Source organism: Kitasatospora sp. NPDC034035, assembly GCF_055575755.1.
Window position 1 is genome coordinate 1 of the sequence record NZ_JBVISA010000056.1, and the last position, 23,505, is coordinate 23,505.

Here is a 23,505-nt window from a genome sequence, read left to right on the forward strand (position 1 = left end):
CCTCCCCGAGCACGGTCTCGGTCTCCTCCGTCACGCCGAGATCCTACGACCCCAAGTACGTCATCAGGTCCGTAAGTTATTAATCGTCAGCTCCCTGCGTTTCGACCGGTCCACCGCAGTCGTGCGGTTCTTCCGTGCGAACTCCGCCACGAACCACGGTTTTCCCGCAGCAGTACTCTCCGTCGGCCGGCTTCCTCGCCCGGCCTCCACGTGGATCGGCGTAGGACTCACCGGCACTTCCCCTGTCCCGGCATGGCGCCGGCCCTCACCTGCGACACCTCGGCCAGGATGGATCCTGTGACTGTGGGGTGAGCCACAGGAAATATCTCGGGTGGATATTCTGGTCAAGCGTCACGCAGGGGAATTTTCAAATACTGACTCATGTGCGCGGCGGGCTCGAAGTCTCACAATAAGGAGTATCCTGGAAAGTACCGGAAGAAGTTACCGGTAGGACGATCGCGAGGAGGCGAATATGCTGATCACTGAGGCAGGATCCCCGGCTCTGCGACCCGTGATCGAAAAAATGTCCGCCTTTTCGGTGGGAAAGATCACAGGGTGAATGGGGGTCAGGGGGGTGCGGATTCAGATCCTGTTGCCCCGGTCGGCGCTACGTTCATGCAGGCCGGAAGGCCGTTCCCCGCAGGAATGCGGGGAACGGCCTTTTCTGGGGCGGGGCCGTGTGCCGTGGTTCGGCGGAGGACGGGTTGTGAAGTCTCCCCTTGAGGTTGGACACGTGGAGACTGGGCGATGCAAGCCCGGAGGAAGCAGCACCAGGTGGGAATCAAGAGCAACATGGCCAAGCGGTACACGGCGGAGTTCAAGCGGGACGCGGTCGCGCTCGTCCGGTCCTCGCCACACCGGAATGTCACCGAGATCGCCCGGGAACTGGGGGGTCAGTCCGGAGGGGCTGCGGGGCTGGGTCAAGCAGGACAGGACCGACCGGGGCGCGGGCCGGCCGGGCGAGCTGACGAGCGCCGAACGCGAGGAGTTCACTCGGTAGCGGCGCCAGACCGTCGAGCAGCAGAAGACGATCGAGATCCTGCGCAAGGCGGCCGCCTATTTCGCGACCGAGACGACACGGTGATCCGCTTCCGTTTCGTTGATGATCACCACGGCGCGTGGGGCGTCAAGCGGATCTGTGCCGTCCTGGGGATCTCCCGGTCGTCGTTCTGTGCCTGGCGGGCCGGCGAGGCCGCCCGCCGGGCCCGCCTGCGCGAGGAGGAACTGCTCGCGGCCGAGATCACCGTGATCCACCTCGCTTCCGGAGTGCCTACGGCGTCCCGCGCGTGCATGCGGAACTTCGCCGCCAGAGCCGGGCAGTCAACCGGAAGAGGGTGGAGCGGATCATGCGCGAGCGCGGCATCACGGTCGTGACCCGGTGCCGGCGCCGTGGCCTGACCCGCCAGGCCCGCAAGCCGGTGTTCGTCCCGGACCTGATCGGGCGCGACTTCACCGCACCCCGCCCCGGAGTGCGGCTGGTCGGCGACATCACCTACCTGCCCATCGGCGACGGCCAGTTCCTCTACCTGGCAACGGTTTTGGATCTGCACTCGAACGGCTCGTGGGCTGGTCGATCGCCGACCACATGCGAACCGAACCCGTCACCGACGCTCTGAAGGCGGCCGCCGCGATCAGGGGTGGTGACCTGCGCGGCGCGGTTTTCCACAGCGACAACGGCGCCCAATGCTGTTCCAAGGACTTCGCGAAGGTCTGCCGCGAACTCGTGTCACCAGAAGCCGTGGGGCCGTGGGCACTTCGGCGGACAACGCCGCCGCGGAGGCGTTCAACGCGACGCTGAAACGCGAGACACTGCAGGGCGCCGAGCGATACCGACCTGAACCGACGTGTCGACCTGTGCGCGGCCCGCGCCGCCGCACAGCCCGACGCGATCGGCGTCGTCCCCTATCAGGGGACGATGACATATGGCGAATGAACCGTCGTGCAAACAGTCTCGCCTGGACGCTCCAGGCGCGCGGGGTGGAGACCGGAGACCGGGTCGCGGTCCTCATGGACCGCTCGGAACTCGGCCCTCGCGGATGTCGTAGACCGCGTTGGACGCACGAATGAACGCCGCAATATAGCCGGAGGCAGACCAGAGAGAGCCGACGAGGCCGATGATCGCCGGCAGTCCGCCGGTGCCACGGCTGGCCTGGAGCTGGGTCACGGCGGTGTGCAGGACGTCACGAGCCGAGCCAGGGGCGAGCTTCTGCAGATTGTCCGGAACGGCGTTGGTCGCCGACGTGCCGGTCAGCCCGAGCAACGAGACCAGCACCAGCAGAGCCGGGAAGATCGCCAGCACGCCGTAGTAGGTCAGCGCCGCGGCCCGGTCGAACAACTCGTCGTCCAGGAACTCCATGCCGGTAGGTTTGAGCACCGCGAACCAGCCCCCGACGGGAACGTCCGTCGGCCCCTCGGCTCCGGGCCGCCCGCCTCGACAGCCCCAAACGTCGTCGTGGCAGCGCGCTCTTGCTCCTGTTCACGCCGGTGTCTGCGGATCAGTCCCATGCCCCGCGTGTTCGCACCGACTGCTACCCGAACCGGCCAGTGGACCGGGCCGGAAAACGGCCTCGATCCGCGCGACCCCAACGCGGGAAAGTGCTGCGCGACGGCGCCCGCGACCGCCACGCGCAACCGCCTGAGGCCCTGCGCCAGGCCTCCTGCGGCGAGGCCGTCGGGAGGCGGCTGCGCCGGGCGAGATCGAACAGCGCAGGTCTGATGGCCGGGTCGTTACCGACGCACCCCTACTGATGTGGGACTGATCTCCGTAGCATCTCGCCATGGAGCTCGAATTCCGGCACCTCCGGATCATCTGCAGCATCGCGGACAGCGGCAGTTTGACGCGGGCCGCCGCGTCGTTGCGGCTGACCCAGCCCGGTCTCAGTGCCCAGTTGACGCGGATCGAGCGGGCGCTCGGCGGTGAGCTGTTCAGCCGCGCGCAGTCGGGTGTCGTCCCGACCGCCTTCGGGGAGGTGGTGCTGAGCCGGGCACGGGCGCTGCTGCCGACCATCGACGAACTGCTGGAGGCCTCCGCTCTCGCCGCGCGGAGGAGCTGTTCGCCGCACCGTTTCCGGCTCGGCTCCGTCAACGCTCCCCTGCTCGGCGGGTTGATCACGGCGATCAGGTCGCACCATCCGGAGGCCGAGATCAGTTCGCGGGGCCACGGATGCCCCGTCCCGCTCGTCGAGGACATCGCGGGCGGCCGTCTTGAGGCGGCCGTGGTGGGCGACAGCCCCGGTTATGAGCTCGTGCTCCCCCCTGGAGTCACCGTCGAGCCGATCGCCACCGAGCCGCTCTTCGTGGCACTGCCGGCAGCCCATCCGCTGGCGGCGCTGGAGGAGGTCGCGCTGGAGGATCTGGAGGAAGAGGACTGGGCCGCTCCTCGGCCGGACAACGACCGGATCCGTGAGTACTGGTCCAGGACCCTGCTCGTCCTGGGGCATCGCATGCGCGTCGTCCACGAGGCGGAGGGCCGACTCCTCCTGGACATCGTTCGCCACGGCCACGCGGTGAGCTTCTGCCAGGCCACCTTCGAGGAGGTCCCGGGCATCGCCGTACGTCCGATCGCCGGGAATCCGCTCTGGTACCGGCACCTGCTCGCCTGGCACGAGGAGGGGCCGTTGGAAACGTTGGGCCCCTCCCTCGTGCAGGACGTCATCGAGGCGTACCGGACGGCGTGCGCCCGCAGCACGGTCTACCAGGGCTGGCTCGAAAGGCACGACGGCGCCGTGCCGCCGCAGCGCACTGCGGTGGGCGTGTTGAGCAGTGGCGTGCCTCGCTCTGGGTGAGGCGCCCGGTGGTGTGACACGATCCGCGCGGTGGAGCCTGCGGCGGTGCGATGCGGTCGGCGCCTGTCGCACCGGCCGCACCGCCCGTTGGTCGGAGGCGTTCCGGTGCTACCAGAGCTAATCGCAGTGCTCCGGCCTTCAGGCCGGGGGTGAAGCGATTCTGAGTGATGCTCTGACGCGCAGGTCAGACGGGGTGGTTCTGTTGCTCGATGTACTGGCGTAGGACGCTGATCGGCGCGCCGCCGACTGAGCCCGCGAAGTACGAGCCGGACCACAGCTTCTGTGCGCGCCAGTAGTGGCGGACCAGTTCGGGGAACTCCTGGCGCATCCTGCGAGAGCTGACGCCCTTGAGGCTGTTGACCAGCTTGGACAGGGCGACCTTCGGGGGGAAGTTCACCAAGAGGTGGACGTGATTGTTCTCGCCGTTGAACTCGACCAACTCCACTTCGAAGTCCGCGCACACGTCTCGCATGATCTCTTCCATCCGCCGTAGGTGGGTGTCAGTGAACACCTTGTGCCGGAACTTCGGGCGCGTGAGGACGCACGGGCGGCCGGTCTGCCGTTCCCGAAGGCAGCCGAGCTGTCGAAGGCTCTGACGGAGGCGAAGAAGACTCCGGAACGGGCTTGGCTGGGGGACGTGTCCGCCGTGGTCCTACAGCAGTCGCTCAGGGATCTTGAGACCGCGTACGGCAACTTCTTCGCCTCCCTCAAGGGCACCCGCAAGGGCCCGAGGATCGCACCGCCCCGGTTCAAGTCCAAGCGGGACAACCGACAGGCCGTCAGGTTCACCGCGAACGCCCGCTGGTCGATCACACCGGGCGGGAAACTGAACCTGCCTAAGGTCGGCCCGGTTCCGGTCAAGTGGTCCCGCGTGCTGCCGGCCACCCCATCCACGGTGACCGTGATCAAGGACGCCGCCGGAAGGTACTTCGCCTCGTTCGTCGTGGAGACCGACCCCGACCTGTTGCCGACCACGGACACGGCCGTGGGCATCGATCTGGGGCTGACCCACTTCGCGGTCCTGTCGGACGGCCGGAAGATCGACTCACCGAAGTTCCTGTGCCGCGCCGAGAGGAAGCTCAAGCGCGCGCAGCAGGCCCTGTCCCGCAAGGCCAGGGGCAGCAGCAACCGCGACAAGCAGCGGGTCAAGGTCGCCAAGGCGCACGCCAAGGTGGCCGACGCCCGGCGCGAGTTCCACCACCAACTCTCCACTGCCCTCGTGCGCGAAAACCAAGCGCTCGCGGTCGAGACACTGGCGGTCAAGGGACTCGCCCGGACCCGCCTCGCCAAGTCGGTGCACGACGCCGGATGGTCCGCGTTCCTGAACATGCTGGAATACAAGTCCGGCCGCCACGGACGCGACCTGATCCGCATCGGACGGTTCGAGCCGACATCTCAGGTCTGCTCGCACTGCGGGATCAAGGACGGCCCCAAGCCCCTCCACGTCCGGGAGTGGACCTGTCGGGACTGCGGGACCGTCCACGACCGGGACGTGAACGCGGCCCGGAACATAGCCAAGGCCGCAGGACTTGCGGTCTCAGCCTGTGGAGCGCGAGTAAGACCGGGACTCGTCCCGGCACCGCGCCGTGAAGCAGGAACCCACCCGGACGCCGCGCCATCCGCGCGCAGCGTGGAGGGAATCACCGGCCTTCAGGCCGGTTGAGGAAGTCAAGGGGTCACCACTTGTAGGTCCAGAGGGTGTCGGTGGACGCGTCGGAGGCGTTCACGTAGATCCGGATGCGGGCGGTGTCGTCCTGGAACCACTGGCCGGGTTGCCAGGTCTGCATGTCCAGCGTGGCGCAGTTCCCGGTGGGTGGGACGGCTTTGGGGTTGGTGACCACCTGGATCGGCCCGTTGCCGGTGGTGATGGAGGTGTCGACCTTGTAGATGACGACGCCGGTGGCGCAGGCGCTGGAGTCGTTGTAGGCGGCCTTGCGGGACTCGGCGACGTAGGCGGTGGTGCCCCTGGTCTTGATCACCGCCAGCCGGTAGCCGCTGCCCCCGTACTCCAGCCCGGTCAGGGTTGTGGTGTACGTGTTCGCCGTGTCCAGGCAGGACACCTGGCTGTCGGTGATCCACCCGAACTTCCACGCCTCCCAGCCGAAGTACAGCGGGGCCGGTCCGGAGATCTTGCCCATGAGGTCCCAGCCGCCGACGTACTGGTTCAGGTCCCCGCTGAAGGCGTACAGGTCGGGCAGGCCGAAGGTGTGGCTGGTCTCGTGGTCGGCGACCTTGTATCCCCAGGACCACATGTCCTGGCCGAAGGTCACCGCCCAGTGGATCAGTACCCAGCTGCTCGTCGGCGGGTTCCAGACCCAGGTCGGGGAGGCGGGGTCCTGGATGAAGGTCGGGGAGTGGCCGATCGCGGTCGCGGTGGCGGTGGGCACGACGTAGAACATGTCGTACTGGGAGAGGTCGACGCCGGCGTTGGCCGCGGCGGTGAGCGCGTCCTTCACGTAGACCTGGTGCGTGGACCAGGAGAAGCCGCGTTCCCAGTTGTAGTCCGTGGAGTTCTTCGGCATGTGGACCCAGTCGGCGTACGGGACCTGGATGTCCAGCGTGGTCTGGCCGTAGGAGGCGTTCCGCATCCAGTCGTTGGCGCCCTTGAGCGTGTCATAGTACGACGTGAGGGGCAGGGCGGTGCCGGCGGCGTCGGGGAAGTCGACGTAGATCAGGCCGATGCGCTTGATGCCGATCGGGTTCTGGAACCGGGTGTAGTCGGTCTGCTGGCCCTCGTCGGTGTACCCAGTCGTCCCCTGCAGCGCGCAGGCGGAGGTGCTGCCGTTGTACGCGTGGGCGGGGTGCGCGGGGACGACGACCAGGGCCAGCAGGGCGGCCAGGACGAGGATGAGCGCTGCCGACAGGGGGCGCCGGGGTCTGACTGAGGGGTCCATGGGGGCCTCCGAAGGGATCGATCCGGTGACGAGCCCTGCTGGCTGTGCCCTGGCGGGTAGTCAGCCGGGTGTCCTGTGCGCTCCCGGGTACGGTCGGCTACTGCCGCCGTGCGGGAAGCGTGCAGGCTATCGTCCGGATCGATCATTGCCTTCGGTAGCTCCCAGCCCTCCATCACGTTGCGTTATGGAATCGGAGACCTCCCTTCCGAAGCCCTCTGGGCGTGATCACCTGGGTGCTCCGCCGGGCAGCATCGTGACGGTTCGCTCGGCGGTGAAGAACTGCAGCGCGGCGGTGCCCTGTTCGCGGGCGCCGTGGATGGCCGCCTTGGCGCCGCCGAACGGCAGGTGGAAGTCGACACCGGTGGAGGGCGCGTTGATCCGGATCATGCCTGCGTCCAGGCGGTCGACTGCGGTCAGCGCCAGGTCCAGGTCCTGGGTGTGCACGGAGGTGGCGAGGCTCTGGGGACTGGAGTTGGCCCTTGTGATCGCCTGGTCCAGGTCCGCCGCGGGCAGCAGGACGGCCAGTGGGCCGAAGAACTCCTCGGTCAGCAGCGGGTGCTCCTCCGGGACGCCGGTCAGCAGGGTCGGCTCCAGGAACCATCCCGGCGCGTCGATCCGCTGTCCGCCGGTCACCGTCTCGGCCCCGGCGGCGCGGGCCGAGTCGACCGCGTGGGTGAGCCGGGAGAGCGCGGACTCGTTGATCACCGGGGCGAGTTCGACGTCTGCCAGGGCCTTGGCGATCGCGGCGCGCAGCGGCCGGTACGCGTCACCGACGGCGATCACCCTGCTGGTAGCGGTGCACTTCTGCCCGGCGTATCCGGCGATCGCGGCGGCCAGGTGGGCGGCGGCCTGCTCGATGTCGGCGTCGGGCAGCACCAGCGCGGCGTTCGCGCCGCCCAGTTCTGCCTGTACCGGTACTCCGCGGGCAGTCGTGGTGGCGACGACGGCCCGGCCCACGGCGGTCGAGCCGGTGAACGAGACCACGTCGGCCGAGCGGACCAGTGCGTCACCTTCGTCGGCCCCGCCGGGGACGACGGTGAAGACTCCTTCCGGCAGGGCAAGGAGCTCGGCCAGCCGCAGGGCCAGGGCGGTCGCCTCGGGTGCGGGCTTGAGCACGACGGTGTTGCCGGTGGTCAGTGCGGGCGCGGCCTTCCACGTGGGGATGGCGAGCGGGAAGTTCCACGGGGTGATCAGCCCGGCCACACCGTAGGGACGCCGACGGGTCAACAGCAGTCCCTCGCCTGCGGCCGGCTCGTGCACCGTGCCGGTGGGTGCGTACGGTGCCTGGGCGTAGTACCGCCAGATCGCGGCGGTGCGGGCCACCTCGGCGCCGGCCTCCGCGAGCGGTTTGCCGACCTCGCGCACGGTCAGCTCGGCCAGTTCGGCGGCGTGTGCCTCGATCGCCTCGGCGGCCTTGCTCAGGGCGGCGGATCGGGCGGCGGCCCCGGCGGCGAGTCAGCCGGGCTGGGCGGCCCGGGCGCGCTCCTCGGCGGTGAGGGTCTGGTACTCGCCGAGCGAGCCGTTGGGGACGACGCCGTCGCAGCCGTTGTCGACCAGCCAGCGGACGTGCTCAGCGTAGGCGTCGTAGTCGACGGACAGGTCGGGGCGCAGCGGCAGCGCGGTGGCGACCATGATGCCCCGCCAGGGCCGGGTGGCGTCATGCGATGCGAAGGACATGCGAGAACTCCTTGTGGGGTGTGACATTTTACTGGCGGGCAGGGGATGGCTTGGGTGATGCCGGCCACTGGGCTCACTGGTCGGCGAGTTGGGCCAGGGGAATGGGGCAGGTCGGCGGTCGGCGGTCGGCGGTCGGCGTCGGGTGCCGGTCGGCCGGTCAGGCAGCCGACGGCCAGGCCGCACATCCAGCCTTGGCACCAGCCCATGCCGGCGCGGGTGAGGAGCTTGGCGGTGCGGGGGTCGCCGGCGCCAGGTCGGCCACGGCCGCGCGGATGCGGCCGGTCGGGACCTCCTCGCAGCGGCACACGTCCGTGTCGTCGTGCAGCCAGGCGGTCCAGCCGGTGCCGGGGCAGTGGGCGGCGCCCATGAGTTCCGCGAAGGCGCGGCGGCGGGCGCGGTGGCGGCGAGCGGCAGCCGGCGCCGGGCGTGCGGCCACGGCGTACGCGGCCAGTTCGCCCTCGGCGATCGCCAGGTCGGCGCCGCCGATGCCGCAGGTCTCGCCGGCCGCGTACGGGCCCGGCAGGCTGGTGCGCTGCCGGTCGTCCACGGCCAGGGCCCGCACGCCATCCGCGGTGATTGGCGAGCCGAGGTAGTCGCTCGCCTCGATGACCGAGGGCACGTCGGCTCCGGCCGCTGCCAGGGTGGCCACGACGGCGAGCAGCAGCGGCCCGCTGCCGGCGACGAAGATCCGCCGGCCGGGCAGCGCGAGGCCGCCCTTGAGCATGGCCTGGGCGCCTCCTGCGGTTACCACGCCGGGCAGGGGAACGATGCCCGGCGGGCCGGGACCGGCTCCCGGCCAGGTGTCAATCCTGGCCGGGAGTGTTCGCGCCGGTCGGAGCGGAGCTGCTGTGGGGGTCTCCCTGCAGCGTCACGGCGCGAGCTGAGGGGTGGTCACCGCCGGCTCTACTGCTTGGTGACCTGGATGGTGTCGGAGAGCGGACCCTTGCGCAGCACGTCGATCTTCACCCCGGTGGCGGGGTCGGTGAAGGACTGGCCGGGCTGGTAGGCGGCCATGTCGAGAGCGGTGCAGCCGCTCGGCGGGGTCGCGCCCGGGTTGCCGTTGACCACCTGGACGGGCCCGTATCCCGTCTGGGTGGAGGTGTCGACCTTGTAGATCAGCACGCCGGTGGAGCAGGCCTTGGCGTCCCCGGCGACGGCTCGGCGGGATTCCGCGACGTACGCCGTGTCCTCACCGGTGCGGACCATGGCGATCTTGGTTCCGCCGGGGCGTTCGACGGCCTTCAGGTGGACGGTGCGACTGCCGGAGGCGGGCAGGCAGGCGACCTGGCCGTCGTCGATCCAGCCGAACTTCCAGCGCTCCCAGCCGGTGTGCTGCGGCGCCGGGCCGGCGATGTTACCCATGAGGTCCCAGCCGCCGACGTAGGGGTGGACGTCGGTGCCGGTGAAGGCGTAGAGGTCGGGCAGTCCGAAGGTGTGGGAGGTCTCGTGGTCGGCGACCTTGTAGCCCCAGTGGTACATGTCCTGGCCGAAGGTGATCGCCCACTTGATCCGGGTGCCGTCGGCGGTGATGCCGGCGGTGGTCGGGTCGTAGAGGTAGGTGGGCGAGAAGGTGATCGCGGAGGCGGACTTGGTGGGGACGATGTACAGCATGTCGTACTTGGAGAAGTCCACGTACGGATCGGCGGCCTGGACGGCCTGCTTCACGTACAGCTCCTGCTCGTCGAACGTGATGCCGCGCTGGAATCCGTAGGAGGCGGAGGTCTGCGGCATGGTGATCCACCGCTTCAGCGGATCGATGTCGAGGCGGAGCTTGCCGTAGGAGTCCTGCTTCATCCACTCCTGCGCGGGGGCGAGTTCGCGGTAGTAGTCGTCGACGGATCCGGCGGCCGGTGCGTCGGAGAAGTCGACGAACAGCATCAGCACGTGCTTGGTGCCCAGGGGCTGCTGGAACTGCGTGTAGTCGGTGTTGTGGCCTTCGTCGGTCCAGCCGGTCTTCCCAGGCAGGGCGCAGCCGGAGGCGGGCGCGACGATGGTGGCCCGGGCGGTATCCGCAAGGGCCGGGGTGGCGGCGACCAGGGGGAGGGTCGCGGCAAGTACGGCGGCGAGGGACTCGAGTCTCATCTCTTCGTTCCTTTCCCACCGCAGGGGCGGGGTGGTGGGGGATCAGATGCGCGCGGCGGCAAGGTCCATCAGGCGGGCGAGGACGCGGTCGCCGGAGGCGGTGACCCCGTCGTGCTCCCACTCGTTGGTGACCCAGGTGCGCAGGGAGCCGACCGTGCGGGCGGTGCGCAGGGACAGGCCGGCGTCCACGTACATGTCGTCGTGGTAGATGGCGGCGGCGATCGGGACCCGGTTCGCGGCGAGTCGGACCGGGTCGTACAGGGCGGGCCAGTCGGTGCGTTCGGCGAGCAGGTGGACGGCCTCGGCGAACGGGCGCAGCCCGGTGATCTCCTCGAACGTCCAGGGGTGGAACATCTCGCCGGTGAACAGCAGGGGGTCGGCGTCCTCGGCGAACTCGGGACGGGTGGCCATGGCCCGGGCGGCGGCCCAGCCGGTGGCGGCTCCGGGGCGGCCGTAGATCGACTCCTGGAGGGCGGCGAAGAGCGGGTTGTCGGTGAAGGCGGTCAGGTTCATCACCTGGTGCAGGAAGGTGGCCGAGGGCTCGCCGTCGAGGTCGAGTGCCTCGTCGAGCAGCCAGTGCAGGCGCTCGAAGCCGTCTCCCATGCCGAGCATCAGGCCGAGGATGCGCAGCCGCCGTACCGTGAGCCGGTCGCCGTCGGGCAGGTGGACCGGGCTCCGGTCGAGGAGATCGGCCAGCCTGCACACGAGTTGGCGGTCGCCGGGGTAGCGGGCGTAGTACGCGGTCGTCTTCTCCCGGACCCGGGGGTACGTGGCCGCGTAGACGTCGTCGGCGGTGGTGTCGAGGCCGGGCAGGCCGCCGGTGATGTAGCAGGCGCGCAGGCCTTCGGGGGCGAAGGAGAGGTAGCTGAGGGTGACGAAGCCGCCATAGCTCTGTCCGAGGGTCTCCCATGGCTCGTCGCCGCATAGTTGGCGGCGGATCAGTTCGGCGTCGGCGACGATCGAGTCGGCGCGGAAATGGGCGAGGTGGTCGGCCAGGTCACGGGCGGCGCCGAACCGGGCGGCGGTCCTGGCGGTCAGCGGTGTGGAGCGGCCGGTGCCACGTTGGTCCAGCAGCAGCACCCGGTGGCTCCTGAGCGCGTGGCCGAGCCAGCCGGAGGTGGCGTTCAGCGGGCGGGGGGACTTCCCGCCCGGGCCGCCTTGGAGGTAGAGCAGCCAGGGCAGCCGGTCGTCGGCCCGCGCCGGATCGACGACCTCCCGGGCGAACACCTCGATGGTTCCCCGCGCGGGGTCGGTGTGGTCGAGCGGCACGTCGAAGGCGTGGTCGGTGATGGCGAGCCCGGACAGCCGGTACTGGGCGCGGATCACGGCGTCCTCTCGGGGTAGTGGCAGGCGACTTGCTGTCCGGGGGCGATCGTCCGCAGCTCGGGGCGTTCGGCGGCGCAGAGTTCACCGGCCTTGGGGCAGCGGGTGCGGAAGCGGCAGCCGCTGGGCGGGTCGAGCGGGCTGGGCAAGTCGCCGTGGAGCACGATCCGCTCCCGCCCGCGTTCGGCGTCCGGGTCGGGCAGGGGCACGGCGGACAGCAGGGCGTGGGTGTACGGGTGTGCGGGGTGGGCGAACAGGGTGTCGCGGTCGGCGGTTTCGACGACCGATCCGAGGTACATCACGGCGATCCGGGTGCTGATCTGGCGCACGGCGCCGAGGTCGTGCGCGATGAACAGGTAACTCAGCCCGTACTCGTCCTGCAGGTCCTTGAGCAGGTTGAGGATCTGCGCCTGGACCGAGACGTCGAGGGCCGAGACCGGTTCGTCGCACACCACCAGCTTCGGGCGCAGGGCCAACGCCCGTGCGATGCCGATGCGTTGGGCCTGTCCGCCGGAGAACTCGTGGGGGTTCCGGTCTGCGTGTTCCGGTCGCAGCCCGACCCGGGTCAGCAACTCCTCGACCGGTTCGCCGGGTTCGAGGCCCTGGTAGCGGGAGGGTGCGGTGAGGATCTGGCGGACGCTCTGGCGGGGGTTGAGCGAGGAGAAGGGATCCTGGAAGACCATCTGCAGCTCGCGGCGGAGCGGGCGCAGGGCCGTCTCGTCCAACCCGGCCAGGTCTTGCCCGGCGAAGTGGATACTGCCCGAGGTGGGCCGTTCCAGGCGGGTGATCAGTTTGGCGACGGTGGACTTGCCGCATCCGGATTCGCCGACCAGGCCGAGGGTCTCGCCGGGCCCGACGGTCAGGGAGACTCCGTCGACGGCTGCGACGTGGCCGGCCAGCCGCCGCGTCAGACCGTGGCGGACCGGGAAGCGCTTGACGAGGTTCCGCGTTTCGAGCAGAACGGTGCGACCGCCTCCTTCCGCTGCTCGCCGGTCCGCCTCACTCACCGTGCTCCTCCTGATGGCTCGCTCGCTCATGTGGTGGCTCCCAGGGTGGGCAGCCGGTCCGGCAGGGGTCCGTCGATGCGCGGGACGCAGGCGAGCAGGCCGCGGGTGTACGGCTCCCGCGGCCGCTGGAAGACGTCCCGCACCGGGCCGCGTTCGACGGCGCGGCCCTGGTGCATCACCACGACCTGGTCGGCCAGCCCGGCGACCACGCCCATGTCGTGGGTGATGAGCATGATGGCCGTGCCGGCTTCCTCCCGTAGCTCGCGCAGCAGTTGGAGGATCTGCGCCTGCACGGTGACGTCGAGCGCGGTGGTCGGCTCGTCGGCGATCAGCAGGTCGGGTTCCAGGCACAGCGCCATCGCGATCATCACGCGCTGGCGCATTCCGCCGGAGAACTCGTGCGGGTACGAGCGGGCCCGTCGTTCCGGCTCGGGGATGCCGACCCGGTCCAGCATGCGCACCGCGACCCGGTGCGCCGCTCTGCGTCCGGCGCGGTGGTGCGCCCGGTAGGCCTCGGCGATCTGGAAGGCCACCGAGTAGTACGGGTTGAGGCAGGACAGCGGGTCCTGGAAGACCATCGCGATCCGGTTGCCTCGCAGTCGGCGCAGCGAGCGCTGGTCGAGTGCGGTCAGCTCCCGACCGTCGAAGTGGATCTCGCCGCTGACCCGGGCGTCGCGCAGCAGGCCGAGGACGGCCAGGCTGGTGACCGACTTGCCGCTGCCGGACTCGCCGACCACGCCGAGCACCTGCCCCGCGTCCAGGTCGAGGTCGAGCCCGTCCACGGCGCGGACTCCGGAGCGGAACTCCACGGCCAGGTCACGTACTGTCAGCAGGGTCATCCGAGGGCCCTCACTCTCGGGTCGAGCACCGCGTACAGCAGGTCCACCAGCAGGTTGGCGAGCACCACGAAGGAGGCCGCGAACAGGGTCACCCCGAGGATCACCGGCTGGTCGGCGGAGGCGATCGCATCGGCCGCCAGCTTGCCGACGCCGGGCAGGCCGAACACCGACTCGGTGATCAGCGCGCCGCCGAGCAGCGCACCCAGGTCCATGCCGAAGATGGTCACGACCGGCATCAGGGCGGGCCGCAGGGCGTGCCGCCGCACGACGGTGATCTCGGGCAGGCCCTTGGCGCGGGCGGTGCGCACGTAGTTCTGGCCCAGGCTCTCCAGCATCTCGCCGCGGGTGACCCGGGCGTAGATCCCGGCGTACAGCATGGCGAGGGTGATCCAGGGCATCACCATCGACCGCGCCCAGCCGACCGGGTCGTCGGTGAACGGCACGACCTGCGGGTACGGCAGCAGTTCGAGCCGCACCACCAGCAGGTACTGCAGCACCAGGGCGGTGAGGTAGATCGGCAGCGACACCCCGCCGAGGGCGGCCGTCATCGCGGCCCGGTCCCACAGGCTGCCGCGGCGCAGGGCCGAGACCACCCCGGCGCCGACGCCGACGGCGAGCCACAGCACGGCGGCACCGACGGCGATCGAGAAGCTGACCGGCAGCCTGCTGGTGAGCAGCTGCCACACCGGCTGGTCGGTCTGGAAGCTGAAGCCCAGGCACGGGAAGGGGCAGTTGACGGCCTGCGCGCCGCTGCCGTACGTCCGGCCGGAGACGATGCCGGCCAGGTAGTCGCCGAACTGGGTGAGCGGCGAGTGGTTCAGCCCGAGGGTGGTGCGGATCTCGGCGATCCGCTCGGGGCTGCACGCCTTGCCGCAGGCGCCCTGCGCCGGGTCGGCGGGCATCAGGTAGAAGACGGCGAAGGTGGCGGCGCAGATCACCAGCAGGATGGCCGCCGTGACGGCCAGTCTGCGCAGGAGGTAGAGGATCATCGTCGCTGGCTCCGGGGGTCGAGCGCGTCACGGACGGCGTCGCCGAGCACGTTGAAGGCGAGCACGGTGACGAACAGGAAGGCGCCGGGGATCAGGAAGTAGGCGGGGTCGGCGGCGTACCAGGGCACCGCGGTGGCGATCATCTGGCCCCAGGAGGCGGTGGGGGCCTGGACGCCAACGCCGAGGAAGGACAGGCCGGCCTCGGTGGCGATGTAGCCGGGGATCGACATGGTCGCCACCACCAGCACCGGTCCGGTCAGGTTGGGCAGCACCTCGCGCAGCAGCAGCGCCCGGCGGGAGGCGCCGAGCACCCGGGCGGCCGCGACGAACTCGCCCCGCGCGAGCACCATCGCCTGCCCGCGCACGATCCGGCCGACGTAAGGCCAGCCGAAGAAGCCGAGGACCACGACCAGCAGCAGCCGGCGGTCCGTGCCCGGCGCCGCCGAGATCAGCGCGATCATGAAGATCAGGCTGGGGAAGGACAGCAGCAGGTCCATCGTGCGGCCGATCGCGGTGTCGACCCACCCGCCGAAGAACCCGGCGACCAGGCCCAGCGCCGTGCCCACCACCACCGAGAACACGGTGGCGAGCACGGCGATCAGCAGGGACACCTGTGCGCCGTACACCACCCGGGCGAGCACGTCCCGGCCGTTGACGGGCTCCACGCCCAGCCAGTGCCGGGCGCTGATCCCGCCCGCCGCGCCCCGCGGCAGGCCGCCGAGCGCCGGGTCCACCGCGTCGCCGTGGAAGGCCGTCGGCGAGCTCCCGGCGATCCAGGTGATCAATGGCGCGGCCAGCGCGACCAGGACCAGCCCGGCCACCACGGCCAGCGCCAGGGCCGCGGAGCGCTGGGCCAACAGCCTTCGGATGACGGTCACTTGCGCAACCCCAGGGAGACCAGGTCGAGCCTGCCGACATAGGCGACCTGCCCGTACGCTCCGGTGACGTTCGGACCGACGAGGATCGGCGCCTTGTCCCACAGGAACGGCACCACCGGGGCGTCCCGCATGATCTGCTCGGCCAGCTGGCCGTACGCCGCCTGGGCCGCGGCCGGGTCGCCCATGGCGGCGATCGTGTCGATCTGCGCGTCGACGGCCGGGGAGTCGTACTGCGCGTAGTTGTTGTTGCCCTGGGCGGTGATCAGGCGGCCGTCGAACACGATCGGCAGGTACGTCGAGGCGCCGGGCCAGTCCGGGGACCAGCCGGCGATCACCAGGTCGTGCTCCTGGGAGGTGTTGCCGACGGTGCTGTAGAAGGCGGAGGAGCTGATCTCGTTGATCTTCACGGTGATGCCGGCCCGGCCGAGCGAGGCCTGGACCGCCTCGGCCTGTGCCTTGCCGGTGGCCGTGGCGGGGGCGTCGAGGGTCAGGGTGAGGTCGGAGGCGTGGCCCGCCTCGGCGAGCAGCGCCTTGGCCTTGTCCGGATCACCCTTGCCGTCCTTGCTCGGGTAGGGGTCCTCGGCCGGGTAGCCGAGGGACGGTGGCAGTAGGCTGGTCGCCAGGTCGCCGGCGATCGGGCCGCCGCGGGTGGTGCGCAGGGCGTCCTTGTCCAGCGCGTAGGCGACGGCCTGGCGCACCCGGACGTCGTCGAGCGGCTTGTGCTTGGTGTTGATGCTCAGGTAGCGGGTGTTGATCGAGTCGCCGGTGACCAGCCGGCTCTTCAGCCGCGGGTCGTTCAGCACTCGCCCGACCGAGGCCGGGCCGATCGGCTCCATCGCGACCGCGTTCGCGTCCTCCCCCTGGCCGGCGATCAGCCGCTGGTCGACCACGGCGGCGTCCAGGCCCAGGTCGATGACGACCTTGTCGGGCATGGCTTTGCGGACGGTGTCGGCGGCCGGGTCCCAGTCGGTGTTGCGGACCAGGGTGAGCTGCTTCTTGGGGTCGAAGCCGTCGATCTTGTACGGGCCGGAGGAGAACGGGCGGGAGTCGTAGTTGACGCCGGTGTCCTTGTCCTGCGGTACCGGGGCGAACATCGGCAGCGACGCCGCCGAGCCGAAGTCGGCCACCGGCTGCTTGAGATGGAAGACGACGGTGTTGTCGTCGGGGGTCCCGATCGAGGCGAGCCCGGCGGGATCCTTGTACGGCCCCTTGTAGCTGTCGCCACCCACCAGCCACATCCGGGCGTACGGGGGGCCTTCGGGCAGCTCGGCGGCGAAGGTCCGCTCCACGCCGTACTTGACGTCCGCGCTGGTGATCGGCCGGCCGTCCTCGAACTTCACACCGGGCTTGAGCGTGAAGGTCCAGGTCCTGGCACCGTCGCTGGGGCGCCCGGTGTCGGTGGCCAGGTCGGGCACGATCTTCCCGCCCGCCTGCCCCGGCGCGGCGGCGAAGGTGGTCAGCGTCCGGTAGATCAGTCGGCCCACGTCCTGCGAGGACGTGACGTAGTTACGTGCCGGGTCGAGATGCTCCAGGTCGAGGGTGGACAGCACGTGCAGCGTGCCGCCCTTCACCGGGGCCGCGTTCGGTCCGCCGGCGACGCCGCTGTCGGATCCCGTGCACCCGGCAACCGACAGCAGCCCCAGGGCCGCACCGAGGGCCAGCCCGACTCTTCGCTGTCTCACGTCTTCTCCTTGCACGATGTGACATTTCATGCGTGGGAGAAGAGTGACCGACCGGGGGACGTCCCAGAAGATCCCAGTGCACCATCACATCGTGTTATGGCCTTCGCACGGGACCTCGCCGTAGATGGCGTAGACGTGCCCGGGGTCGGACTGTCGCTGCCGAGGCCTGAGTTATCGGGCGGGAGGGTTCGGTGCGTTGACGGCGGACCAGGCGTGGCGGTAGTTGGTGGTGATGCGGTTTCCGAGAGCGGCTCACCGAGACCGCCCGCAAGCTGAGCTTCCTCGGACACGTGCGTTCAGCGGGTGTCCGGGTAGTCGGGGCGGGGTCGGGACGGCGGGGCGCCTCATAACACGTCGTTATGGGGAAATGGATGCTGGCGGAGCCGCCCGCCTGCTCAGCATCCTGTCCTGGAGACCGCCACCCACCCATGGAGTGATGATGATGCGTGCGAGGAAATGGGCCACCGTCTGCGCAGGATGCGTGACGTTCGCGGCGTCGATACTCGCCGGCACCACGGCCGAGGCCTCCGTGAGCCCCGGAGGTGGGGCGGACAAGGCAGGTGGCACTGCGGGATCGGTTCACAACCAAGGCCGGGTGAATCTCTATACTCCGGCCTCGAACCAGATCGTCGAGCTGTCGACCAGCTTCGTGGTCCCGCCGATGCCGTCCAAGGTCGGCACCACCTTCCTCTGGCCCGGACTCGAGCCCGTCGACAACGGAGTGAACTTCGAGCCGATCGGCAAGGGGGTGCTGCAGCCGGTCCTGACCTGGGGGCCGAGTTGCGCGCCTGCGGCGGGCAAGCCTGCTGAAGCGTACTCCTCGTGGTGGATCTCCGGACAGTATGTCAACACGCTGGGGAGCCAGCCCGGGGACCAGGGATGCTTCTCGGGAGCGGCAATGCTGGTGAAGCCCGGTGACAAGTTGGAGGTCGACCTGAAACTGGAGTCGGCCAGTGGCCAGTGGGTCCAGACCATCGGCGACAAGGGGAAGCGAGTCTCCTTCAGCTTCGACCTCCAGGGCCAGGCCCAGGACCGCGTGATGTTCTACATCGAGAACTACGACGGCGCCCCGTACGCCGGTCCGCTCTCCTTCTCGCACACGACGGTCACTTTCGCGAAGGCGGACAGCAGCACCTGCCTCAGTTGGGCTGCGGTGCCCGGCGTGTCCGGCGTGCGGTCAGCCAAGCACGGCCGCAAATGCGTCATCAACACCGCGACCGTGGCCCTCTGACCGGTTTGCTCGCCAGGCGGCCATCCCCGAAATCGGCCACCCGCGCTCATGGCCTCGCCAGAGTTGCTCACCTTGGTTCCCCGCCTGTGGGCGGCTGGAGCCACGCAGCCTGGGCTCGGCCAACCCGCATGTCTGGGTGATCGCCGGCGGCCATACCGTCTCGATGGCTTCGGGCAGGCCCTTCAGGCCGTCGCAGACGACCATGCACACGTCCTGGACGCCGCCTGGACGCCCCGGTTCTTGATCTCTGTCAGCACCTGGAGCCAGTACTTGACGCCCTCGCCGCCGTCGCCGGCCCACAGGCCGAGGATGTCGCGGGTGCCGTCGACGGTGACCGCCAGGGCGACGCAGACGGGCCGGTTCGCCACCTGCCCGTCGCGCACCTTCACATGCACGCAGTCGATGAAGATCACCGGACAGACCGGGTCGAGCGGCCGGTTCCGCCACTCCGTCATCCCGTCGATGACCTTGTCGGTGATGGTGGAGATGGTCGTCTTGGACACGCTCGCGCCGTAGACCTCCGCCAGGTGGGCGGAGATGTCGCCGTGCGTCAGGCCGCGCGCGGACAGCGACAGCACCATCTCTCGTCCACGCCGGTCAGGCGGCGCTGCCGCTTCTTGACGATCTGCGGCTCGAAGCTGCCCTCCCGGTCGCGAGGCACCTCGATCTCGACCGGGCCGACCTCGGTCAGGACGGTCTTCGGCCGTACTCCGTTGCGCGAGTTCCCGCTGCCCGCCCCGGCCGGGTCGTGCTTCTCGTATCCGAGGTGGTCGGTGATCTCGCCCTCCAGGGCGGACTCCAGCACGCGCCTGGTCAGCTGCTGCGGCAGCCCGCCCTCACCGGTCAGCTGCAGGCCACCCGCCCGGGCCCGGTCGACCAGCTGGGCGATCAACTGGTCGTCCAACGGGTCCGCCGGCAGCTCGACCGGCCGGACCTCTTCAACCGCCTCAACGGAGACAGTCACGTCGCTCATCAGGTGCTACTTCCATGATCGGGAGTTGCACCGTTCAAAGTTCAAAGTGCAGACCCTGTCTGGCCGGTATCGCCGACTCCTGTCTACGAGCGAAACGCTAGACCCGCCCGCAAGGAATGTCTACTCCGGCGAGCATAGATTTTGCGGCGTCCGGGTGTGAGGTAATCTGCCGCTGCGCGGCGGCGGCAACCCCCCGAGCCGCCGCCGCGCGCGCCAGAATCGCGACCCTGCCCGACCAGGCGTTCAGGTCGACCCTGAACCTGGCGTGGCGGCCGCTGCGAATGCGCGGTGCTGCCCGTTGGGCGAGCTTCCGCACGGTACCGGTGACGGCCATTGCCCGGTCCGGGTCAAGCCGCGGTGGTGAGGTCGGCGCGGCCGAACAACGGCGCGTAGCCGTGGGAAAGGTCGGCGAGGAGACGGTCGTGAGCTGGTCGCCTGCCAGGGCGGCGAGGGCGTAGGAGACGTCCCCGCGGGCGCCGTGAGGCTGGTGTTCAGGGCTCGGGCGACGGCTTCGACGACCCGCATGCGCGCCGACCTGTCACTGGACGCGCTGGAGACGGCGTTGTGGCGGCGGAAGATATTCACCGGCATCCGTCGGACTGGTCGGCGTACTGGTCGTGCTCCGCCGTCCGGTTCCGGCACGGGGGCCGGTGCGCGCACCCCGCGCGACCGGGGCGAACCGCCGCCGACGGCCTGCGGTTCGCTCTGAACGGATCGTCGTCAGTACTCGGAGCCGCTTCGCAGGTAGGTGCCCGCGGCCTGGAGCCATGCCCCGGGGCTGAAGCAGGCCTCGATCCGGTGGGGCGTGTCCTCGAAGACCCGCAGGACGCGCAGCGCACCACTCGGGTGCAGGTCGTACTCGAAGGTGACGCCGCTGTCCGTGTCGTCCTCGTACTGCAGGTCCAGCGGTCCCTTCGACGGCTCCGCCGGTGCCCGGGCGTCGGTCGAGAGCTTCACGTAGACGGACATCTCTGCGTCCCGCCTTTCCTGTCTGCCCGAGGACTCCGGCCCACGAGGCCGTCCCTCAGGACGCTTCGCCCGGTGGCTCGGGACCGATGCCGGTGGCGATGAGGATCTGCCGTGCCGAGTCGGTTCCGTCGGCCTCGACCGCGCGGGCCATCGCGGCCAGGGCCGCCTCCTGGCTCGCCTGCGGGGGGACGACGAGCAGGCTGAAGTGATCGCGGTCGCCCCGCGTGATGATCACGGTGTCGTCGCCGACCGGATACCGGTCGATGTGCACCGACCGGCCGTCGACGACCAGGCGGGCCGGGACGTCGTCCCAGGCTTCCGTGTCCAGGCCGACGCTCGCCACGGGGCCGAGGTGTTCGGTCAACGCGCGGACCAGGCCAGGCAGTTCGGCGCCGATGTCACGTGAACGCGGCCACCACGCGCCGTCGAGCGCACCTTCGCGTGACTGGGTGGTCTCCAGGCGCAGCAGGACCGTCCCCGGCTGCGCGGCCTGCCGGAACCGGTCCGGCAGAAGCCCGTGGTGCGAGGCACCGGTTTCGTCCGACATGGCTCGCCACCTGTCCGTGGACGCGGGCCGAGCCCGCTGAGCGAGGCCCGGCCCTCAGGGCGCTGCGGCTCGGGCCGCCCCGACATCTCCACGGTACTCCGCCCGCGCCGGACCGATCCGGCCGGTCAGGAGAACCGGGGCGGGGGTGCGGGCGTCTCAGCGCCACTCGATCAGGAACAGGGTCGCGTCGTCGCTCGTACGACCGCCCCGCTTCTCCTTCAGGATGTGGGAAAGCGCGCGCACCACGGCCCGCACCCCGTCCTGCGATCGCTCGACGCGGTTGACCCAGTCGATGAGCTGTTCCTCCCCGAACTGCATCCCGCCGGCCTCGCGCTCCTCGACCAGGCCGTCGGTGAAACCACAGGACCCGGTCACCGTGCCGCCGTCCAGCGCCGCGCGAGGGCCGCTCACCCCTGGTCTCGGCGCGTTCGTCATGCCGCACCAATGCTGAGGACGACACGGCCGCACCACTGCCACCCGAGGGCCGACCGTGCGGACCGGCTCCCGGTTCGGGCCGAAGTCGGCGGCCGAATGCACGACGACCGTCTCGGGCGGCGCGTGGGTGCCGGGCACCGGGCAGGGCGATCGCCCACCGCAGTACGGAAGCCATGGCGACCTCCTCACCGCCGAGCGTTCGGAGCCCTCCCGCCCCACGGCGGGCGGCCCGACGCCGAACAACCTTGACACCGAGCCACTGAAGCTCTACGAGTGAGGGAGAGGGGTTTGGCCCAGGAATCCGCTCGTGCGGGAGGAGGCCCCGCGATGGCTCGCTCCGTCGGTATCGATCTGGGCACCACGAACTCCGTCGTCTGTGTCCTGGAGGGCGGCGAGCCCACCGTCATCCCCAACGCGGAAGGGGCGCGCACCACCCCGTCAGTCGTGGCGTTCGCCAAGGGCGGCGACGTGCTGGTCGGCGAAGTCGCCAAACGCCAGGCCGTCACGAACGTGGACCGCACCGCCCGCTCCGTCAAACGCCACGTGGGCGACCCGCACTGGCGCTTCCCCGACACCGGCGACGTCGAGGGGAAGCGGTACACCGCGCAGGAGATCTCCGCCCGTGTACTGCAGAAGCTCAAGCGCGACGCCGAGGCCTACCTCGGCGAGGACGTCACCGACGCCGTCGTCACCGTCCCCGCCTACTTCAACGACTCCCAGCGCACCGCCACCAAGGAGGCCGGGGAGATCGCCGGCCTGAAGGTGCTGCGCATCGTCAACGAGCCGACCGCCGCGGCCCTCGCGTACGGGCTGGACAAGGAGAGCGACCAGACGATCCTGGTCTTCGACCTCGGCGGCGGCACCTTCGACGTCTCCCTGCTGGAGATCGGCGAGGGCGTGGTGGAGGTGAAGGCCACCAACGGTGACACCCACCTCGGCGGCGACGACTGGGACCAGAAGATCGTCGACCATCTCGTCCAGCAGTTCAAGAACGGTTACGGCATCGACCTGTCGAAGGACAAGATGGCCGTGCAGCGGCTGCGTGAGGCCGCCGAGAGGGCCAAGATCGAGCTGTCCGCGACGAGCGAGACGACGATCAATCTGCCGTACGTCACGGCCTCCGCCGAGGGCCCGCTGCACCTGGACGAGAAGCTCACCCGCGCCCAGTTCCAGCAGCTCACCGCCGATCTGCTGGAACGCTGCAAGACCCCGTTCCACCAGGCGGTGAAGGACGCCGGGATCAAGGTGTCCGGCATCGACCACGTCATCCTCGTCGGCGGCTCGACCCGTATGCCGGCCGTCACCGGCCTGGTGAAGGAGCTGACCGGCAAGGACCCGCACAAGGGCGTCAATCCGGACGAGGTCGTCGCCATCGGCGCCTCCCTGCAGGCCGGTGTCCTCAAGGGCGAGGTCAAGGACGTCCTGCTGCTCGACGTCACCCCGCTGTCCCTCGGCATCGAGACCAAGGGCGGCATCATGACCAAGCTGATCGAGCGCAACACCACGATCCCCACCCGGCGCTCCGAGATCTTCACGACGGCCGAGGACAACCAGCCGTCCGTGCAGATCCAGGTCTTCCAGGGCGAGCGCGAGATCGCCGCGTACAACAAGAAGCTCGGCATGTTCGAGCTGACCGGCCTGCCGCCGGCTCCGCGCGGCCTGCCGCAGATCGAGGTCACCTTCGACATCGACGCCAACGGCATCATGCACGTCGCCGCCAAGGACCTCGGCACCGGGAAGGAGCAGAGGATGACCGTCACCGGTGGCTCCTCCCTGCCCAAGCAGGACATCGAGCGCATGATGCGCGAGGCCGAGCAGCACGCCGAGGAGGACCGCCGCCGCAAGGAGGCCGCCGAGACCCGCAACCAGGCCGAACACCTCGTCTACTCCACCGAGAAGCTCCTCCAGGACAACCCGGACAAGATCCCCTCAGACGTCACGTCCGAGGTCAACGAAGCCCTGGCGGACCTGAAGGACAAGCTCAAGGGCGAGGACACCACGGCCATCCGCACCTCGATGGAGCGCGCGGCCACCGTCGCACAGAAGATCGGTACCGCCCTCTACGCCCAGGCCGGCGGCCCGCAAGCCGCGGCCGGCACCGGCCCGACGCAGAGCGGCGATGAGGAGGAGGTCGTCGATGCGGAGATCGTCGACGACCAGACACCGAAAGGAGCCACCGGATGAGCCGGCCCGC

17 protein-coding genes and 6 pseudogenes are annotated in these 23,505 nt (G+C 70.0%); 6 read left to right on the forward strand and 17 right to left on the reverse strand.

Annotation, left to right across the window (positions count from 1 at the left end; translation table 11 throughout):
- Nucleotides 1-1,118 precede the first annotated feature (1,118 nt).
- Together ACZ52J_RS40625 and ACZ52J_RS40630 are read left to right on the forward strand one after the other, a co-directional pair.
- A complete protein-coding gene (locus tag ACZ52J_RS40625) occupies nt 1,119-1,616 on the forward strand; it encodes an IS3 family transposase (RefSeq protein WP_465626243.1) in 498 nt (165 codons plus the stop codon).
- Nucleotides 1,586-1,798: a hypothetical protein gene (locus ACZ52J_RS40630; protein WP_465626245.1), complete on the forward strand. Its 213-nt coding sequence runs from the start codon at nt 1,586-1,588 to the stop codon at nt 1,796-1,798. The genes ACZ52J_RS40625 and ACZ52J_RS40630 overlap by 31 nt, the downstream gene beginning before the upstream one ends.
- A 225-nt stretch (nt 1,799-2,023) precedes the next feature.
- On the opposite strand, the pseudogene ACZ52J_RS40635 reads toward ACZ52J_RS40630, so the two are convergent.
- A pseudogene (locus ACZ52J_RS40635) lies at nt 2,024-2,431 on the reverse strand (YihY/virulence factor BrkB family protein); the annotation flags it as partial.
- A gap of 346 nt (nt 2,432-2,777) precedes the next feature.
- Here ACZ52J_RS40635 and ACZ52J_RS40640 point away from each other — a divergent pair.
- Nucleotides 2,778-3,785 carry a LysR family transcriptional regulator gene (locus ACZ52J_RS40640; RefSeq protein WP_465626247.1) on the forward strand — a complete coding sequence of 336 codons (1,008 nt, stop codon included), beginning with the start codon at nt 2,778-2,780 and terminating at the stop codon, nt 3,783-3,785.
- A gap of 184 nt (nt 3,786-3,969) precedes the next feature.
- Here the strand turns inward: ACZ52J_RS40640 and tnpA are convergent.
- Nucleotides 3,970-4,338: pseudogene (gene tnpA / locus ACZ52J_RS40645) on the reverse strand (IS200/IS605 family transposase); the annotation flags it as partial.
- A 39-nt stretch (nt 4,339-4,377) separates the two neighbouring features.
- Here tnpA and ACZ52J_RS40650 point away from each other — a divergent pair.
- On the forward strand, nt 4,378-5,448 hold the full coding sequence (locus ACZ52J_RS40650; protein ID WP_465626291.1) for an RNA-guided endonuclease InsQ/TnpB family protein: 1,071 nt from the start codon (nt 4,378-4,380) through the stop codon (nt 5,446-5,448).
- A 13-nt stretch (nt 5,449-5,461) separates the two neighbouring features.
- Here the strand turns inward: ACZ52J_RS40650 and ACZ52J_RS40655 are convergent, their stop codons facing one another.
- The 11 genes and pseudogenes from ACZ52J_RS40655 to ACZ52J_RS40705 form a co-directional block, all read right to left on the reverse strand.
- Complete coding sequence (locus ACZ52J_RS40655; RefSeq protein WP_465626249.1) at nt 5,462-6,679, reverse strand: M6 family metalloprotease domain-containing protein; 1,218 nt, start codon at nt 6,677-6,679, stop codon at nt 5,462-5,464.
- 225 nt (nt 6,680-6,904) lie between these two features.
- Nucleotides 6,905-8,110: pseudogene (locus tag ACZ52J_RS40660) on the reverse strand (aldehyde dehydrogenase family protein); the annotation flags it as partial.
- A 33-nt stretch (nt 8,111-8,143) separates the two neighbouring features.
- Nucleotides 8,144-8,356, reverse strand: a pseudogene (locus ACZ52J_RS40665) (dihydrodipicolinate synthase family protein); the annotation flags it as partial.
- Nucleotides 8,357-8,513: 157 nt separating this feature from the next.
- Nucleotides 8,514-9,107 (reverse strand): hypothetical protein, encoded by a 594-nt coding sequence (locus ACZ52J_RS40670; RefSeq protein WP_465626251.1) that lies wholly within the window; start codon nt 9,105-9,107, stop codon nt 8,514-8,516.
- 152 nt (nt 9,108-9,259) lie between these two features.
- On the reverse strand, nt 9,260-10,438 hold the full coding sequence (locus ACZ52J_RS40675; RefSeq protein ID WP_465626252.1) for a M6 family metalloprotease domain-containing protein: 1,179 nt from the start codon (nt 10,436-10,438) through the stop codon (nt 9,260-9,262).
- A gap of 42 nt (nt 10,439-10,480) precedes the next feature.
- The gene (locus tag ACZ52J_RS40680) at nt 10,481-11,761 is read right to left on the reverse strand and encodes an alpha/beta fold hydrolase (RefSeq protein ID WP_465626293.1); all 1,281 of its coding nucleotides are present in this window, start codon (nt 11,759-11,761) and stop codon (nt 10,481-10,483) included.
- Nucleotides 11,761-12,798, reverse strand: a complete 1,038-nt coding sequence (locus tag ACZ52J_RS40685) for an ABC transporter ATP-binding protein (RefSeq protein ID WP_465626254.1) — start codon at nt 12,796-12,798, stop codon at nt 11,761-11,763. Before ACZ52J_RS40685 ends, ACZ52J_RS40680 begins: the two co-directional genes overlap by 1 nt.
- Complete coding sequence (locus tag ACZ52J_RS40690) at nt 12,795-13,607, reverse strand: ABC transporter ATP-binding protein (RefSeq protein WP_097235659.1); 813 nt, start codon at nt 13,605-13,607, stop codon at nt 12,795-12,797. Before ACZ52J_RS40690 ends, ACZ52J_RS40685 begins: the two co-directional genes overlap by 4 nt.
- Complete coding sequence (locus ACZ52J_RS40695; RefSeq protein WP_465626257.1) at nt 13,604-14,596, reverse strand: ABC transporter permease; 993 nt, start codon at nt 14,594-14,596, stop codon at nt 13,604-13,606. The genes ACZ52J_RS40690 and ACZ52J_RS40695 overlap by 4 nt, the downstream gene beginning before the upstream one ends.
- Nucleotides 14,593-15,474, reverse strand: coding sequence for an ABC transporter permease (locus tag ACZ52J_RS40700; RefSeq protein ID WP_465626259.1), 882 nt, complete (start codon nt 15,472-15,474; stop codon nt 14,593-14,595). Before ACZ52J_RS40700 ends, ACZ52J_RS40695 begins: the two co-directional genes overlap by 4 nt.
- Nucleotides 15,471-17,156: an ABC transporter substrate-binding protein gene (locus ACZ52J_RS40705; RefSeq protein ID WP_465626261.1), complete on the reverse strand. Its 1,686-nt coding sequence runs from the start codon at nt 17,154-17,156 to the stop codon at nt 15,471-15,473. Before ACZ52J_RS40705 ends, ACZ52J_RS40700 begins: the two co-directional genes overlap by 4 nt.
- Nucleotides 17,157-17,637: 481 nt before the next feature.
- Here ACZ52J_RS40705 and ACZ52J_RS40710 point away from each other — a divergent pair, with 481 nt between their 5' ends.
- Nucleotides 17,638-18,387 carry a hypothetical protein gene (locus ACZ52J_RS40710; RefSeq protein WP_465626263.1) on the forward strand — a complete coding sequence of 250 codons (750 nt, stop codon included), beginning with the start codon at nt 17,638-17,640 and terminating at the stop codon, nt 18,385-18,387.
- Between the two features lie 126 nt (nt 18,388-18,513).
- Here the strand turns inward: ACZ52J_RS40710 and ACZ52J_RS40715 are convergent.
- The 4 genes and pseudogenes from ACZ52J_RS40715 to ACZ52J_RS40730 all read right to left on the reverse strand — a co-directional run.
- Nucleotides 18,514-19,351: pseudogene (locus ACZ52J_RS40715) on the reverse strand (IS256 family transposase); the annotation flags it as partial.
- Nucleotides 19,352-20,080: 729 nt separating this feature from the next.
- Nucleotides 20,081-20,329: a hypothetical protein gene (locus ACZ52J_RS40720; protein WP_465626264.1), complete on the reverse strand. Its 249-nt coding sequence runs from the start codon at nt 20,327-20,329 to the stop codon at nt 20,081-20,083.
- 55 nt (nt 20,330-20,384) lie between these two features.
- Nucleotides 20,385-20,876, reverse strand: coding sequence for a DUF5994 family protein (locus tag ACZ52J_RS40725; protein WP_465626266.1), 492 nt, complete (start codon nt 20,874-20,876; stop codon nt 20,385-20,387).
- A 156-nt stretch (nt 20,877-21,032) separates the two neighbouring features.
- A pseudogene (locus ACZ52J_RS40730) lies at nt 21,033-21,233 on the reverse strand (SpoIIE family protein phosphatase); the annotation flags it as partial.
- Between the two features lie 405 nt (nt 21,234-21,638).
- On the opposite strand from ACZ52J_RS40730, the gene dnaK reads away from it, so the two are divergent.
- Nucleotides 21,639-23,495 carry a molecular chaperone DnaK gene (gene dnaK / locus ACZ52J_RS40735; protein WP_465626268.1) on the forward strand — a complete coding sequence of 619 codons (1,857 nt, stop codon included), beginning with the start codon at nt 21,639-21,641 and terminating at the stop codon, nt 23,493-23,495.
- Nucleotides 23,496-23,505 lie beyond the last annotated feature (10 nt).

Bases quoted from the DNA above. Each gene is read 5' to 3' on its own strand.
- ACZ52J_RS40720 (WP_465626264.1), bottom strand. From the start codon at position 20,329: ATGTCCGTCTACGTGAAGCTCTCGACCGACGCCCGGGCACCGGCGGAG.
- ACZ52J_RS40640 (WP_465626247.1), top strand. From the start codon at position 2,778: ATGGAGCTCGAATTCCGGCACCTCCGGATCATCTGCAGCATCGCGGAC.
- dnaK (WP_465626268.1), top strand. From the start codon at position 21,639: ATGGCTCGCTCCGTCGGTATCGATCTGGGCACCACGAACTCCGTCGTC.
- ACZ52J_RS40695 (WP_465626257.1), bottom strand. From the start codon at position 14,596: ATGATCCTCTACCTCCTGCGCAGACTGGCCGTCACGGCGGCCATCCTG.
- ACZ52J_RS40630 (WP_465626245.1), top strand. From the start codon at position 1,586: ATGCGAACCGAACCCGTCACCGACGCTCTGAAGGCGGCCGCCGCGATC.
- ACZ52J_RS40685 (WP_465626254.1), bottom strand. From the start codon at position 12,798: ATGAGCGAGCGAGCCATCAGGAGGAGCACGGTGAGTGAGGCGGACCGG.
- ACZ52J_RS40675 (WP_465626252.1), bottom strand. From the start codon at position 10,438: ATGAGACTCGAGTCCCTCGCCGCCGTACTTGCCGCGACCCTCCCCCTG.
- ACZ52J_RS40655 (WP_465626249.1), bottom strand. From the start codon at position 6,679: ATGGACCCCTCAGTCAGACCCCGGCGCCCCCTGTCGGCAGCGCTCATC.
- ACZ52J_RS40725 (WP_465626266.1), bottom strand. From the start codon at position 20,876: ATGTCGGACGAAACCGGTGCCTCGCACCACGGGCTTCTGCCGGACCGG.
- ACZ52J_RS40690 (WP_097235659.1), bottom strand. From the start codon at position 13,607: ATGACCCTGCTGACAGTACGTGACCTGGCCGTGGAGTTCCGCTCCGGA.